The 14,693-nt window shown below is 57.9% G+C and carries 11 protein-coding genes; 1 reads left to right on the top strand and 10 read right to left on the bottom strand.

The window, feature by feature from the left end; translation table 11 throughout:
- Positions 1-248: 248 nt before the first annotated feature.
- The 3 genes from F7R19_RS24745 to F7R19_RS24735 all read right to left on the bottom strand — a co-directional run bounded on the left by F7R19_RS24745 (position 249) and on the right by F7R19_RS24735 (position 5,166).
- On the bottom strand, positions 249-2,264 hold the full coding sequence (locus F7R19_RS24745; RefSeq protein ID WP_170292649.1) for a UvrD-helicase domain-containing protein: 2,016 nt from the start codon (positions 2,262-2,264) through the stop codon (positions 249-251).
- Complete coding sequence (locus F7R19_RS24740; protein ID WP_150982344.1) at positions 2,261-4,285, bottom strand: ATP-dependent nuclease; 2,025 nt, start codon at positions 4,283-4,285, stop codon at positions 2,261-2,263. The genes F7R19_RS24745 and F7R19_RS24740 overlap by 4 nt, the downstream gene beginning before the upstream one ends.
- A 350-nt stretch (positions 4,286-4,635) precedes the next feature.
- Positions 4,636-5,166, bottom strand: a complete 531-nt coding sequence (locus tag F7R19_RS24735) for a DUF4760 domain-containing protein (protein ID WP_150982343.1) — start codon at positions 5,164-5,166, stop codon at positions 4,636-4,638.
- A gap of 481 nt (positions 5,167-5,647) precedes the next feature.
- On the opposite strand from F7R19_RS24735, the gene F7R19_RS24730 reads away from it, so the two are divergent.
- Positions 5,648-6,052, top strand: coding sequence for a hypothetical protein (locus F7R19_RS24730; protein WP_150982342.1), 405 nt, complete (start codon positions 5,648-5,650; stop codon positions 6,050-6,052).
- Positions 6,053-6,155: 103 nt separating this feature from the next.
- Here F7R19_RS24730 and F7R19_RS24725 read toward each other — a convergent pair whose 3' ends face one another.
- From F7R19_RS24725 to F7R19_RS24695, 7 genes are all read right to left on the bottom strand, one after another.
- Positions 6,156-6,605, bottom strand: coding sequence for a hypothetical protein (locus F7R19_RS24725; RefSeq protein ID WP_150982341.1), 450 nt, complete (start codon positions 6,603-6,605; stop codon positions 6,156-6,158).
- Positions 6,606-7,813: 1,208 nt separating this feature from the next.
- Entirely contained in the window at positions 7,814-8,629 is an 816-nt protein-coding gene (gene istB, locus F7R19_RS24720) for an IS21-like element helper ATPase IstB (RefSeq protein ID WP_211922787.1), read from the bottom strand.
- Positions 8,630-8,740: 111 nt separating this feature from the next.
- Positions 8,741-9,643 (bottom strand): IS21 family transposase, encoded by a 903-nt coding sequence (gene istA / locus F7R19_RS24715; RefSeq protein WP_170292648.1) that lies wholly within the window; start codon positions 9,641-9,643, stop codon positions 8,741-8,743.
- Positions 9,644-10,009: 366 nt separating this feature from the next.
- Entirely contained in the window at positions 10,010-10,540 is a 531-nt protein-coding gene (locus F7R19_RS24710) for a hypothetical protein (RefSeq protein WP_150982339.1), read from the bottom strand.
- Positions 10,541-10,853: 313 nt separating this feature from the next.
- A complete protein-coding gene (locus tag F7R19_RS24705) occupies positions 10,854-11,909 on the bottom strand; it encodes a hypothetical protein (protein WP_150982338.1) in 1,056 nt (351 codons plus the stop codon).
- A 401-nt stretch (positions 11,910-12,310) separates the two neighbouring features.
- A complete protein-coding gene (locus F7R19_RS24700; protein WP_150982337.1) occupies positions 12,311-13,165 on the bottom strand; it encodes a hypothetical protein in 855 nt (284 codons plus the stop codon).
- A gap of 604 nt (positions 13,166-13,769) precedes the next feature.
- On the bottom strand, positions 13,770-13,967 hold the full coding sequence (locus tag F7R19_RS24695) for a type II toxin-antitoxin system VapB family antitoxin (RefSeq protein ID WP_150982336.1): 198 nt from the start codon (positions 13,965-13,967) through the stop codon (positions 13,770-13,772).
- Between the last annotated feature and the right edge of the window lie 726 nt (positions 13,968-14,693).

Below are 14,693 nucleotides of genomic sequence, written 5' to 3'. Positions count from 1 at the left end.
AGTGGCTGCGGCGACCGATTGTTCCTGTCATGACGGACCCTGACATACCAGTGGTGGAGGCGATGTGATTGGGGCCGGGAGGACAGGCTCGTAGTCCTCAGCAATTCCAATTGTGTCCAGGCGCCGAACTGGAACATGCGGCGGGGTGGGCGTTGCAAGGCACGTGCGACGCGCGTGGCCGAGCGTTCCCACGTTGAGGCGAGCCAACGATGAAGGGACGGGCTGCCTCGCGCGATGCCCAGTGTGGACTATTGAAGCAACTGGATACTCCAGCCGCGCTGGCGAAGTGCGTCTTGGCGGCGCTCGCGGTCGGCGCCAGCGCCAAGGGAGCTGCTGCGCATAGCAAGGCAAAGGAGGTGGGTCGGGCGGGTCATGGCAACGTAAACCTGCATCAGGCGTTGCGCTGCCGTGTCCGTGGCACACTTCTTTCCGTTGGAATGCTTGCCCAGAAGCCAGGGCATTAGGCTGTCAAGTATGTGGGCGCGATTATATGTTTCCAGTATCAGCGTGGCCGCGTGCGTCTGGCCCTTGACTACGTGAATGGAACTCAGATGAATGTCCACGCTCCTCCCATTCTCGCTGTAGCGAACGCAGTTCGGTGGACATGTCTCGGAGTTGGTGGGGGCGCCTCCAACTGATGGATCGGACTGGTCATTCTGCCAGGCAATAAAATTGGCCACAGGCGCGCCGGCGTCGCTCACCTGGCCCAACGTCGCGCCGAGTGCCTGAATGCTGGACGACAACTTGGTCCACGCAGGCTCGGTCAAAGACTCTCGGTCGATCAAAAATCGTGTGATCACGCCGCGATAGGTGGACAGCGCTGCGGGGGTATCTTGAAGCAGGCGCTCAGTGTAGAGATGCTGGCGCGCCCGCGTTGGGATTCTCGCCGTCCCGGCCATGAGATTTGCAAGCTGACCGATGCCGAACGCGATGGTATCCACACACTGCGACAGCGGGACGCCTCCTTTCGCCGAGACTTGCGCGAGTCGCACGTACTCGATGAGGGTCCGCGGACGATGTCTGAGGTGAGCGCTTTGAGATCGATAGTCTGCCCAGTAGTGGGAGACCGTCTTGGGAAAGTGCTTGTGCCCTGGTGGGATGTCATCAAAGGCCTTATGCACCGCGCCGACAGCCCTTACCGAGCCCGGGCCGAGCTGCGCATCGGCAAGCGTGCCCAATACATGCTGACCGTAAGCGTTCAGGACCATGGACGGATCATTGTCCGGAAACACAAAGACTGTGTGCGGGGATGCGCCGCGAGGGGTGTCGGGGCTGCCTATCCCGATCAACCCTTGCGGTGGAACGGGCACGTACGCGAACGGACTCGCCAAGCCGGCAATAGAGGCAGGCAGGCGGAAGCTGTCGGCAATGACAATGCATCGTTGAGGTTCCGGAAACGCCTCGGCGATTGGCTTGACGCCACCTTCGAATATCGCCTGGTTGGGGTCGCCGATCCGCTGAATGCAGACCGACTCGATGTTCCGGGGGAAAAGCCGGCCTAGGAAGTGATTCTGCTGCTCGGTCGTGTCCTGCATTTCGTCCACGAACACAAACGGAAAGCGTTGCTGAAGAATCGCCGGCAATTCTGGCTGCTGCGCCAGCATGGCCTCGGCCAACACGAAGATCTCGTCATAGCAGAAGTATCCCTGCTCGGCCGCATGACGCATTGCGCGCGCTGCGAGCTGGTACATCTCGCTCTGTGGACCACTTGGGAATGCCCCATCCGCAATCGGAGTTTGAAAGTTCGCCGAACCCAGTCTGAGATCGGCAAATCGCTGGTTTTTCTGTTCCAGATAGAAATTGAGGCGCCCGAAATCCTTTTCGCCAAGCACACGCCGACGTACCCGGGCGGTGAGGTCATCATCGATTGCCGTGAGGCTGCACCCATTCGAGAACAGCCAAGGCATGGCCAGGAACCGACTAATGAAGCCATGGATCGTGCCAATGAAATGCGGGTAACTCAGTAATTGCTTGCCAACCGCACTGCCGCCGAGCCGATGCTCGATCTCCTCCCGCGCCACGTTGGTATGAGAGAGAACACAAATGCCTCGTGCATTCCGGCTCCATTTCCGCGCCAGGATCGCCAACTTCGCGACGGTGATGGTGGTCTTGCCGCTACCCGGGCAGGCGGAGACGTCTTGGGTGGTCAGGGCGGTCAGAAAGGTGCGACGCGATTGGTCCAGCGGGCGGAGCTTCATCAACTGGCTTACCCAGTCGATGTCCGCGTCTGTGACGGGGGAGATCAGATCCGCGGGTGTGTTCATGCGATGGTTCCAGCTGCGGGGCGAGGCTGCGGGAGCGGGGTGGTGGCATACTGAATGGCGGCCATGACATAGGCGGGCGTACGCGCCGCGAGCCATGCTCGATCAATCTTTCCTCGGGTCGTTCGCGAATCCAGTAGCTCGGCCAGATACTGTGCCGCGATCGCCTTGGAAGCACGCTTGCTGCTGAACATCTCGTAGACATGGGCGCAAAGTCTGGCCTGGTCGCCGGCCGCGAGGGTTGTGAGTCCGGCAAATTCGACGCCGGCTTCGGTAAGCACGTCCTCGTAGAGCTTCTTTGCCTCGTTCAGCGGATCATCGTTGGCCGCGAGCTTCGCCGCGACGTAGACTTCCTCCGCGAGCCCCGCGTAGGCCAGATCGTACTCGAGCGTCCATTCATCGGCGACGAAGGTACGCACGTTTTGTCCGTCGCCACCGCAGAGCTTGGCGCGCTTTGCTTCAAGTGCAGTCTGTTGATCCGCTAGGTTGGCTCCAAAATCCCTTTTCGCTCGCCACTGCCGGCGAGAACTCGTCCATTTCGGGTCGGCATCATTCTCTACCAGGCCAAGGATAGCGGGTGCACAGTCCGGCATTACATCCATATCCGCCAGGCAAGCCGCCGGCAGCGGAAGCAGGCCTCTGGTGGCATCTTCTCGTTGAAGAATCCGTGCGTAGCGTCGCAGGCCCGTTCCACCGACATTCACCACGGACACACCATGCTGTGTGAGGTCCCGGCCCAACAACGCGGCGAGCGTTGGCAAGAGTATCGCTTCGCCATCCCCCTCCACAATAAGCAGGCCGCGTGCGAAAAACAGATTGGCTTTGGTGACGTCAAGGAAGCGTTGCAGGAACCGATAATCGCCCGCAGTGAGTTTGGTCTTCCCTTGCGCAAGGGAGAACGCGCGCTTGCCGTGCAACAGCACCAGGTTCTTCAACGGGATCTTGGAACTCAAGTTGGGACTGTGGCTGGTCACGATCACCTGTACGGGCCGGCGGCTGGAATCATCTGCCGGCTGTGTCGAGGCCTCGAGAAACTCCACCAATCGGAGCTGACGCTGCGGGTGAAGATGAGCCTCCGGCTCCTCGATCATGAGCAGCGGCAGGCCGTCGCCCTCCTGACCAAGGAGAAGCAACTCGCAGGCCATATATAGCAAGTTGTTGGAACCCAGTCCGTATGACCCGCGCGAGCGGCCGTCAGGGCCCTGCAGTAGCGAGAGTTCCAGCCGCTCGAGGATTTGGCGCAGGCGTGCCGCTTCACTGCCGCTCTCGGCAAAGCTAATGCTGCTTTGCAGATGTTCGCCCGTGAGTGAGAGAGGGGCCAGATAGTTGTCGTTGATCAGTGTCTGCGCGGTTGTGACACCTGGGTGCAGATTGACTAAGTGACGGAGGTAATCCGAAAGCCCAACAATGCTCAGCGATTGCGCTTCGGCCGTCGTGGCGGGCGGTGCTGCGCCGTCAAATGACGCTCCGCTGCGGATTTCTGCGAAATTGCTCAGGATCTGAGACAGGCGAGAGCCCCGCCCGGGCGACATCTCGCGTTCCGCGTCCCGCAGTGGGCGCAGATAGGCCGAGGCGAGCAGTTGTCGTGCGCCAGCATCCAGGCTTGGGCCCGTTCCGTCTGGGCCGCTACGCACGGCAACATCCAGCCAGCGACGACTACCAAAAGGCTCGCCGTTGCGGCGCGCCGTCCAAACGACGTAGAGCGCAACTGATTCCGCCTCGTAGGTGAGGTATTCCGCAAAGGCACCTTTCTCGGGCGCCGTCAGCGCCGCGAGCCTGCACCGGATCGTGATGTCTGTTGCAGGCTGCCCGTTCGCGTCAATATGGAAATCCTCGGGAGCAAGTCGAAGATACTCCATGTCACGTGTGGTCAGAGCGTACCGGATCGCGTCGATGACGGTGGTCTTGCCCGCATCATTCTCCCCGATTAGGGCGGTCACGCCTGGTTGGAATTCGATAGAGAAACGGGGCTCAGCCGCGTCAAACTGGCGGAAATTCTCGATACGGATTTCAGACAGATACATTTTGCGATTCGGACTTTTGGTCGCGGGGCGCCCCACTCGTCAGAGCAATATTAGGGGGGCGTCCAGATGATCAACTGGTGGATTCAGGGAAATTTAATCCATTGCTGAATGCCTCGCCATCGTTCTGCAGTAGGGGCCCTATTCGCGTACACCAACTGTCCACGGACGGCCTGGCACAGCGGACCGAACTCTCGAGCTGGCGGAGACCGGCATCGACCTCGCGCCGAATGCTACGATGGCGATACTAACCGGGCAAATTAGACGCGCCATTCGGTCGAAGCTTCATCTCGTCGGCGATGAACTCTTGCACCTCTCGCGGTGTAGGCGTCCGTCCAGCATTGCCATTTGCCTTATGTTGCTGATCCATTACGCGTTGATATAGCGATCTGCAGATCGCTCCACACAGTAGGGTCATCTGAACGAGCCGCCGCACGGTAGTGCTGTGTCAAATAATAGTAGTGGAACAACCAGTAGTAGAACGCGTGCCAAACAAACTCGATGTCGATTGCGCCACGCTTCTCGAGCAAGGCCACTTGTTCAAAGAAGTCGAGGACCGCGTCTACGCTGGCGTTCGATTGGTCACTCTTGTTAAGCAAAAACTCCGAGGCCATGCCCCGTGCCCTGTGCATTCTCCGACCTTCGAAATCGTCCGTCAGCTTCATCAGCATATCGGTCGCCAGCGAGATTCGGTTCTGCTTTGATTGAGACCGAAAACTAAAGGCTGCGACCGCGAAGCTGAAACCAGCAATTAGTGATCCCGCAATTGTTCCGACGGCACTCGCTGCGGACCAGAACTGCTCAGTACCAGCAGCACTGTAAAGGCGTGCGGCAAACCAAAGAAGACCCGCGAGAAATCCGATAGTGAGGAAGATTGCCGGCATGGTGGCCGCGCGAACTAAGGCGGTTAGCGTTCTCAACGGTGACCTTAAGACTCATTCGCATACTGCAGTGCCACGTCTCCAGGTCATGCACCAAGGCAAGCCGGACGGTCTCGTAACGCCTGTCCTCGCCTCCCGCTCTCGCTGAAGCGCTGAGGCACATCGTGCCACCAATGAGGAACACGGCGACCTTTCGCGACATCGAGAGCCGGTGTTCGTCACCGGCAGGTCTTCTAACACGCTCACGATTCATAGCACCGTTGCCGCTCCAAGATTGGACTGCAGAATTTAGCAGAAACATCAGGCATCATCGACGCTGAATCCTTTTTCCCCATTGACCGCTTAGGGTCGGTCAGAGCCGGCCGGCCATGAAGGCCGTCGCGCTGTAGGCCGTCGCGCTGTAGGCCGAGACCGGCCAGAAGCGGCCAATCGACATCCGGCCCTACTTTGTGGACAATTCCAGTCAGAACTTTCACACAAATTCATGACTGCCCTGAGCATTGCGTTGATCGGCGCTGCCGCCTTTGTCTGCGCCCTTACTTGGTGGCTGCATCGAAGTTCCAGGCTGGAGGCGGTACGATCTGACGAGCAATTTGTCTACGTCGGCAGGGGTCGCCGGAAAGCGAAGAAGCTTGCCTGGAAAGACATCACCGAAATATCCATCGCACCGCTTTACGACGTCGCTCCGGCTGATGACTGCTGGCTGCTACGAGGAAAGAGTACAGATTCCGTAGGCTTCTTGGGCCGAGAGATAGGGGCGGCCGTCGTTCTCGCCCGTTTGGAGTCGGTCTTACCGGGCTTTGACGTTGCCTCGTCGATCAGGCATGCGCATGCCAATGCAGCATTCGAAGAGCCTATATTGGTGTGGCGTGCAGCTTCACGACCGTAACCAGGCGGACAGAAACAACTTTGCCTGGCGATGAATACCCGTCCGAGTCCGGCCAGAAGCGGTCACTCGACATTTACGTCTAGATTGCACGCAACACAGCGTGCTAACAGGGTTCCGACACTATCGACAATTGGTCGAGGATATCCGAATTCAAGGCGTAGATCGCCAAAAGATAGGGCTCTGCCATGAGAAGGTATCGCTCGTCGGCGGTCAGGGTCGCGATGAACCAGTCGCCGGATAAGGTCGGGAATGACAGTTCGTGGATCTCGTTCTTTGCGATGACTTTTACAGTTTGAGAGCTCTTATCGGGGGCGAAGGAGTACGAAATTTCGAAACTACCTGTGCGAAGCAGCGGTTGATTCTCGGAAACCCCGAGCGCCTCTGGATGCTCTGCATCAAACGCATACGGATCGAGCGCGAGAACCTCGACAGAATGCTTCTGGAGATCGATCCTAAACACTTCGTCATAGTCGAAGACGTGCAGCACGTTGCCCACTGGCAAAGTGAAGCCTCGAATGCGCTCGGAAATGCGTGGCAGCTCAATTCTCTTCATGGTGCAGGTTGTAGAAGTTGCGGCGGAATCTCAGCGCATAATATCAAGCTAGAACGCTTTATTTCCGTGCGTCGGGGGCGCTCTCCATCGACTAACGGCAGTACAACCGCCACAACCCGATGCCCGATCCCGAAAAGGAACCTTGGTGGGGCATCCTTGATGTTCTTAGAACTGCGGCGTTGAGGGCTCGGCGTTGGCGTGCCGAAAACCACTGGTCGCGTTCGGCTAATTGCGGTTGCGGACGAGCGACAGCTTTCGGGTGGGCTGGTAAAGATTAAACTGCCTAACCGGCGAAGCACACTTACTAAGCCGACGACAGTTGACAATATATGCTAAAAATCGAGGGCACTAGATGACAATCTACCGGACACTTCTCACGCAAGGTGCGCAGGAAATCAGACGGCACGTCCTAGGCCCGGGACGGAGCTCAGATTGGCTCGAGATGATTGCCGTTCGTATGGAAGCGGCCAGCACACTTTCGACCGAGATCGCGCAAGAGCGCGAGATCGCAACTATTTCGAGAGCGCTGATCGATTCCGGACCATTGGACGAAGGCACTTCACCGTCATTTTGGACTGCAGTGGACGCTATGCAACGCGCCGCCAGGCGTAGATAGTGTGACGTCCGCTTTCGGGCGGTAAGTTCGGGATATCGAAGGACTACAACGGGTCGATTCTTACCTCCTGTTTCATGGCACCTTGGCACACTAACACTACCGTAAGCACCGGCTCATACCGGCCGGTGCTGAACGCCATGATGAGATTCCAATGATGGAAAGCACATCGCTCAGCGTGAACAAGCTAGTCGATAGTATTCATGACCTTCACGGCAAGCCTGTCGAAGTTGTCGGGTTGCTTACGTTCGAGTTCGAGACCGCCGCTCTACCAGTCGAGCGTCTGGATCACGTTTGGGTCAGGAAGTATGCGACCGAACGAGCAGGCACTTTCGCGATGGAACGGGAAGCGCGTCAGAATTACTGGAATCGCCTACGGCCCACGAGGGCCGGGTGGATGCGGGCACTTCGGTGGATGGGGGTGTGAGATCGAGCCTTATACGATCGAGCGCATATAAAGACGCACGGGCTTTCAAGAAATTTCTTGGCAATGGACGGAGGTAACGCGGGATCGTCCGCTTTTGGGAAACGCGATGGTCCGCTAAGGGTCGGTAACCGCCGATTCGAGGCGATAGCAGTTCAAACGAATTCGGGACTATGCGGTGCTCGTTGTTTCCGCGCGTGTGCGTCGGGCGCGTGACTCACGGTTAAGCTCCCGCGAGAGTTCTGCGTGCTCACGCATGCGATAGCTGTTCCCCTTGATGTTCACGAGATGGCAGTGATGGAGCACTCGGTCGATGAGCGTGGCAGCCATCACTTCATCCCCGAAGACAGCTCCCCATTCTTCGAATCCCTTGTTGGAAGTCAGTACGGTAGAAGCGTGTTCATAGCGTCGGCTGATAAGCTGGAAAAAAAGCACAGCGCCGCCGTGGGTGATCGGCAGGTAGCCAATCTCGTCGACGACTAGCAAGGCTGGATGGGTTAGCACCGTGAGACGACGAAGCAGTTGTCCCGTCGCCTGCGCTTCCTCAAGTGACGAAATCAAGTCGATCAAGGTCCCGTAGTAGACGCGGCGGCCCCGCTTGGCTGCTGCGACGGCCAGGCTGATCGCGAGGTGGCTTTTGCCAACGCCAGGCGGGCCGAGCAGGACGACGTTCTCCTTGCGCTCGACAAAGCCGAGCTCGTGCAAGCTCTCGATTTGTTCGCGCTTGATCGATGGCTGAAAGGCGAAATCGAAATCCTCCAGGGTCTTGATAGCTGGAAGCCGGGAAGAGTGCATTGCCGCCATCAGACGGCGGTTGTTACGCAGCTTTATCTGCGCTCCGAGGAGGCGCTGAATTGCTTCAGACGCCGTTAGTTGACCGCTGTCGACCGCGCTGAGGATCTGGTCGATCGCCTCGAGCGAACCTGGCATCTTAAGATCCGCCAGCATATCGCGGATGGCCTCGCGGGGTGATCGGGCGGCGCTCATCGTTGGTCTCCCGCCAGTCTGCCGTATTCGCTCAGCGAGCGCCTCTCCACCCTGGGCAAGGCCGCGGCCGGTATCCGGCAAGTCGGGCTGTCTGACAGGGTTGCCACGCCTCTAGCCTCTATACGGTGCTCGTGCTAACGGCTGAAGTAAGGCCAACTCGTCGCGTAGAAAGCGGGCATCGGGCGCCTCTCCAGTGGTCCGATGTTTGCCCTGGTTGGCTTGGCGCATGACCCACGACAACGCCTGGGTATTCAGATCCGCATCATTGAGGAATTCCCGACCGTAGAAGAAGCTCTGTCGGACATATCTGATAGGCCGCTCCACCTTGCCTTTGGTCCGAGCCCGGTACGGGCGACAAGCGCGGATGCGAAAGTCCCAACGGCGAGCAAAGCGCGAGAACTCGACGTTTTCCAGCACCCTGCCGCCGGCACCACGCTGATCGTCGACCACAACGGCCTTCATTTGATCGAACAGTAGCTCCAAGGGAACGCCACCATGGAAGGCAAAGGCCTCTTCCAGGCCTTGCATGAGCACCTCCATGCTTTGACGCGGGTAAAACTGAAGCCACATGCGTCGCGAATAGCTCAGCACCACGAACAAGGCGTACCGCTTGCCCCATGGCAGCCGAAACTCGGCGAACTCAACTTGCGCCTGCCGTCCAGGCGGCGTCTCCAAACGCACGACTGGCTCTGGGACCGCACCTGGGCGAATTTGTCGCACGAACTCCTTGACCTGCGAATAGCCGCCCTTGTAGCCGGCAGCGCAGATCTCCTCGAACAGCCGCATCGCGATCAGCCTCGGGTATTCCGCCAGGCGTGCCGTGATAATGCCGCGGAACTTATCAATCTTGTGTGGGACCGGTGGACGACACCGGTACCGCAGTGACTCGTTATCCCGTGCGCGATCGAGTTGTCCTGTGTCAATCCAGTAGTAGAGGGTGCGCAGGCTCACGCCCAGTTGCCGCGCGATCTCCGTTTTGGACAGGCCTTGCTCCAGATAGTGACGTAGCAACACGCGTTGTTCCCTCCCGTACATAGGCGGCTCCAAAGGCTCTTTCGGAGCTGCCACCTTGCCCGAGCGTGCAAATTTCGTCCGCCAGTTCTGTGCAATTTACGTCCGCTGCCCACAGCTCGGTGAATCCAGCGATGAAGAGGGAGGTGATGTGCACGAGTGACCGGCGCCTGATTCGGGTCTGGGTCTGGTACTGGACTAGGGTGATCCAGCTACATGTGCCATCAGGCGGTAGCTTGGGCTGACCGCGGAGGACTCCAAGATGTCTTGGGGTCTTCTGGCGCTTGATGTCGAGGAGCTTCTTAAGCGTTCGCAGGAACGATTGAAGAAGCCCACCCGCTGCTACGTTGTTGATCAAGCCTTGTCAAATCAGGTGGTGACGACCGAGGGGCGGCCGTTGCGTTCGGCGAAGAACCGATCGGCCAGTTCCTTCTGTGTGTGTGCACGCCCCCCGTTTTGCTGGCTGAACTGTGCGACCCATTCCAAATCTGCTCGCTTGAGGGTCTTGCCCGCTATGCCGTGCGCAATGAGGTAGTACCGATACGCCGCTGCCGAATCCAGGCCTAGCGAGATAGCACGCCTGGCCAGAATCCAGGCAGCCTGAGCTGCCGGCTCGTGCGTATTCCGCTTCTCCAGGCGGAATGCCTCCATTCGCGTGCGGCGAGACGTGTGTTTCGACATTTCCGCGAGTTCCCGGCCACGCCAACGCACGAAGCTTTTGATGGAACCCTTCCATTTCCCGTTCTTCCACTTGACCAACTGAAGTTTGGCAGCCTCGCCTGGGGCAGGCTGTGCGGCTTCAAGTTCATACAGGCCGTTGTGAACTGGCTCCTCGGACATCGGGCGCCAAACCCCATCCACAAACAACGGTTTCGGTTGCTTGCCGGCGACATCTTCCATTTTTGCTCCTGCACGGTGTGCCTTTATCGATTCGCAGCCAATTTACGGGTGATCAGCAATTCCGGCAACCATGGAAGTGTGGCGTTTGAGTACCTTTTGTGCGAGATAGTTTTTTTGATGCTCAGGCAGAAGTTGGGCCTGTGGCCGATGGTGGGAACTGCCGCCTAAATTCCTCATGCGGCACACACAGATCAAAGGTCAGCCAGAGGTTTCGTAAGAACTTTATTTTTTTGCTCAGCGCTCCGTCTAGGGAAGGGTAAAAACTCTGCACCCACTTCATCCGACGTGGCCAGTGTCAGCGAAGGCTTCGACGTCATTCTCGTTTTCTTGTTCCGCCGTCACCAGACCCCAATGTTGCGTTGCGATCGAGTGCCTGGACGGCACCAATGTACTCGCGATAGTCATCGGCAGAAAAACTTGGTAGGCGCACTGGAATCGGGTGGAGAGCGACGATTTGACCCTCTGAGGTGAGGCCCCGCTTTGCATCCAACCGATTCCTTATCTTCCCGAGAAACACATCACACTTGCTTCCGGCTGCGAAACCACTGAAATAGCGGTAAACAGTTGTGGCGCGAATCTTGCCGATATCCGAGTACAGTGATTCTGGAATCTTGGCGCTATAGCGTGTCATGGCGCTATCGACCTGCTCGTCTCCATGCCGAATACCCTGACACATACCGTAGCCAAGTGAGATAGTGGCGTCTTCTGGGACGGTTATGACATTGGGAACTGGTTCCATTAAGTCTTGTTGGGACGCCTTTGACAGCATGAAACTGTCAGTCATTAATTCATACGGCATCAGGGGGATGTAGGACCCTCCCAATGCAGCCTGATACGGCGGCTTAAGCGCGCTCTTGTACGTTTGCGCTGCGTCGCGAAGTAGTGCAGAAGCCTGCTTAACGGATGGCGGAACGACTGCCTTGTCGTCTTTGGCTCTTTCCGGCACGTTTAACGCTCGCGGCGTTTCCTTGGGGCGTACTAACTTGCGTTCAGTAGCTTGCCCATACAGCGCCTGCACCATCTCGTAAAATATTCTGTCCTGACGCTCGCGCTCTGGCGCTGAGAGTCCTTTCGCGCTCCGACAGTGGTAGGCCAGGAGTGCCATGACAGCTGCAGTTCGGTTGGTATCGGGGGCGTCTGGAAGGAGCCGCTTGTCCTTCTTACTGAAGTCCCCTTTTATCTCTCCACCTGCTAGTTTGCCGAAACCGCCTATTGCGACGCTGCCTCCGGCCGTTATGTCGGTTCCGTTAATCGCGGGAAATGCGTTACATTCAGCCTGGCCATCCGCTGGTTCCGCGCCATGCGCTTGACAAGTGGCCATCATAGCTAGCGCGATGGCGGCAACCGACATTGTTCTCTTGTAGCTCATCTTAGGTTCTCCGACAGTCGTGTTGATTGGTTCGCAGATCGTAGCCATATTTCCGCGAACCTTTCGGGGGATCGTGCCCACCTGTATATCGGTAAAATGCCGGTGAACTCTTAGGGGTGAGTTGTGGAGTTACCCTTCTTCGGATCAGTCTGCCCGATGGATGGTGGGCTGGGCTGGCCGGGGCGCGCACTGGAATTCCAAGTGGAATGGCGTGCTTGTTTCCGTTTCGATTTATGACTGGCCACACCGCCTGATCCCACTAACCATAGCGCCTCCCGCCTCCTACCTGGAACTGGCAAGCGCCGTGAGGGTCCGGGAAAAGTTTGAAGATTACACAGCGCGCGACAGATGGCGGTATGGAGGGCACGGTCGGAGGCACAGGTGGCATGTGCCTCCGACGACTACTGGGCCTGCGGCAAGGCGAATGGCAAGCGGCGCAGTCCCCCAGCGGCGTGAGCGACTTCTGTCGCCGCGGATCGGGAGTACTCCGATATGAGGTTGGTATTGCTGTTGTACAGCAGAAGGGAGTCGGTGGTTCTGAGCATGAGATATCCGTGTATGAGAGATCTCGTGTCGCCTTCCATCTTTTCGGAGATCTGTATTGGTATGCCCCCACCGTACCCGACCAACCTGAGGAACTCAGCATACACCGGGGCGTTGAACATGAGGACGACGGTCGCGACAACCGTGGTGACTGCACCCATGGTGGCATACAACCAGATCAATTTCTCCCAGATAAGGCAAGACACTACAGCGAATACAAAGAGAGCGAGACAAATACTAATTATTATCCTATTTTCGATCTCCATTTCTGGGTTGGAGTGGGAAATCAGCAAGTAAAAGGAAGAGGTTGCGATTGCCCAATAGCCCCAGAAAACACCGGAAATTGCCCGGGATGGTTTCGTCAACAGATAGTTTGCTGTGACTCGGAGCACTGTACGAATTCCTGGATTTGTCGCCAAGATCCGCTTACCTTCGTCGGAGGTCAATAATCGTGCGGCGATACGGTCCGCCAGCCTCTCTGCGATCGAAAATTGCGTCACAAAATAATTAATCAGAAAAACGATGCCTGTGAAAACAAGCGCCCCGAATAATAGAATTAGAAAACTGATTAGTGTGACGGTTGCCTTCAGGTACGGGACGCCTTCAAATGCGGGGCGAAATCCATAGTGAATGGCATAGTTATAGGTGGCATATTCGCTCAGGACGCCGAGGGCACTGGCGCCCGCCAGGGGGACAATGGCCATCAGCAACATGCGTATGGCCGGACTCCAAGCGAGCGAACTCTTTAAGAGCTTGCAACTCGTACCAGCCGAATAGTGTTGAGGTTCGAGCACGGCGACGCGAGCGGTGATCGCTGGCGCGAAGGCTGCCTCCAGAGCGCGTGTGATGCATGGGCCACCGATGGTGGGGGCTGCCGCCTAAGTTCCTCGTGCAGCACAGATCAAAGGCCAGCTGAGGGCGCATCCATTCGCTTGAGGCGCGACGTTTGTTTTGACATGTCGGCGAGTTCCTTCCCTCGCCAGCGCACGAAGCCTCTGACGGAACCCTTCCGTTCTTCCACTTCACCTGTTCGGGTCTGGGCGCTTCGCCGCCGACTGATTGGGCTGCGCGGCGCGGGCGGCCGTGCCCATCCCCGGGTGGCGGTGTGCTGATGGCTCTCAAATGCCGGCGCGCACTACAGTGAAGAGGCGCTTCCCGGCCATTGTCCGCCGAAGTGCCTGCCATGGTCGCCATCGATTCGTCGTCCGATGCACCGTCCCTGCCGCGCGTCACGCGCCCTCGCCTGCACCGAGGGACTTTGCCCTTCTACGGGGTGTGTGTTGATGTGATCAATCCACACTGAACTGTCGACAAGAATCATTCGATGTCCTGCCGGCGACGCGCCGCCCCTTGGATACCGAGTTGGCTTCCGCCAAGGTTCGCGAGTCGTTTGGCAGCTTCACGTTGGATCAAGGCCTTTAGCGCTTCGCGCACAATTGCCGTTTTCCCCTTCAAGCCCGTATAGCCCTGGGCCTTGGCCAACAGTTCGTCGTCAAGCGCAATAGTCGTACGCATGGGAGCCTCCGCAAGTACAAGTGTGACTTATAGCATCTGTTGATGCCTAAGATGGTGCGCCTTGTCATTCGGAACGCGGGCGTTTTGTCACCACATTCCGGGAATTTTTTTAGCAAGAACCTACATTTCGCGTGGGGTTCTGTATGACACGCGCCAGCCGCTGAAAGCGGTGCTTCAACGCATCAGTGAACACGTAAGGTCCTCTATCCCCCTTACTTGACCGGTGGCGTCCCGGAAAAGGACTACACGGATAGTGTGAAGATTCACGCAGGTGCCCGGACCGTCATCACGGAAGATATTTCCAAGTTCTATTCGAGTGTCGGCATCGACGTCGTGCGCGGAATTGACGGAAGGTCGGAGATGAATCTGCCGTCAAACAATCCGGGCGTCTGAGCGCCCTCAGCGATGATCGATACGATCGGATTCAATTGGCCCGGACGGTGTGTCGGAGGACAGTTCTCGGGGAATCCAACGCGGCGCCGTAGCTGCCATGAGGCCAAGCGAGTGGGATTTGGCCTCCGCTGGTCGCAAAAAATTGGGCGAACCCTGTCGCGTCGGCGTCTCGTGACGGGCTCAATACCAGATATCGGGACACTGTGTGACCTTGCCCCTGTTCCACGAATCCCATAACCGAGGGAATTAGGCAGCCCGGTGTTGCTGAGCTGCGGACCAGTTTTTCTCGAACGTCATGGGGCTGACGTAGCCCAGCGTCGAGTGGAGTCGGCT

The organism is Cupriavidus pauculus (assembly GCF_008801835.1).
Lineage (GTDB): Bacteria > Pseudomonadota > Gammaproteobacteria > Burkholderiales > Burkholderiaceae > Cupriavidus > Cupriavidus pauculus.
The sequence above is the reverse complement of the archived record's forward strand: the minus strand, read 5'-3'. Positions and strand labels throughout refer to the sequence as shown.

Bases quoted from the DNA above. Each gene is read 5' to 3' on its own strand.
- F7R19_RS24745 (WP_170292649.1), bottom strand. From the start codon at position 2,264: ATGAACACACCCGCGGATCTGATCTCCCCCGTCACAGACGCGGACATC.
- F7R19_RS24740 (WP_150982344.1), bottom strand. From the start codon at position 4,285: ATGTATCTGTCTGAAATCCGTATCGAGAATTTCCGCCAGTTTGACGCG.
- F7R19_RS24735 (WP_150982343.1), bottom strand. From the start codon at position 5,166: ATGCCGGCAATCTTCCTCACTATCGGATTTCTCGCGGGTCTTCTTTGG.
- F7R19_RS24730 (WP_150982342.1), top strand. From the start codon at position 5,648: ATGACTGCCCTGAGCATTGCGTTGATCGGCGCTGCCGCCTTTGTCTGC.
- F7R19_RS24725 (WP_150982341.1), bottom strand. From the start codon at position 6,605: ATGAAGAGAATTGAGCTGCCACGCATTTCCGAGCGCATTCGAGGCTTC.
- istB (WP_211922787.1), bottom strand. From the start codon at position 8,629: ATGAGCGCCGCCCGATCACCCCGCGAGGCCATCCGCGATATGCTGGCG.
- F7R19_RS24710 (WP_150982339.1), bottom strand. From the start codon at position 10,540: ATGGAAGATGTCGCCGGCAAGCAACCGAAACCGTTGTTTGTGGATGGG.
- F7R19_RS24705 (WP_150982338.1), bottom strand. From the start codon at position 11,909: ATGAGCTACAAGAGAACAATGTCGGTTGCCGCCATCGCGCTAGCTATG.
- F7R19_RS24700 (WP_150982337.1), bottom strand. From the start codon at position 13,165: ATGTTGCTGATGGCCATTGTCCCCCTGGCGGGCGCCAGTGCCCTCGGC.
- F7R19_RS24695 (WP_150982336.1), bottom strand. From the start codon at position 13,967: ATGCGTACGACTATTGCGCTTGACGACGAACTGTTGGCCAAGGCCCAG.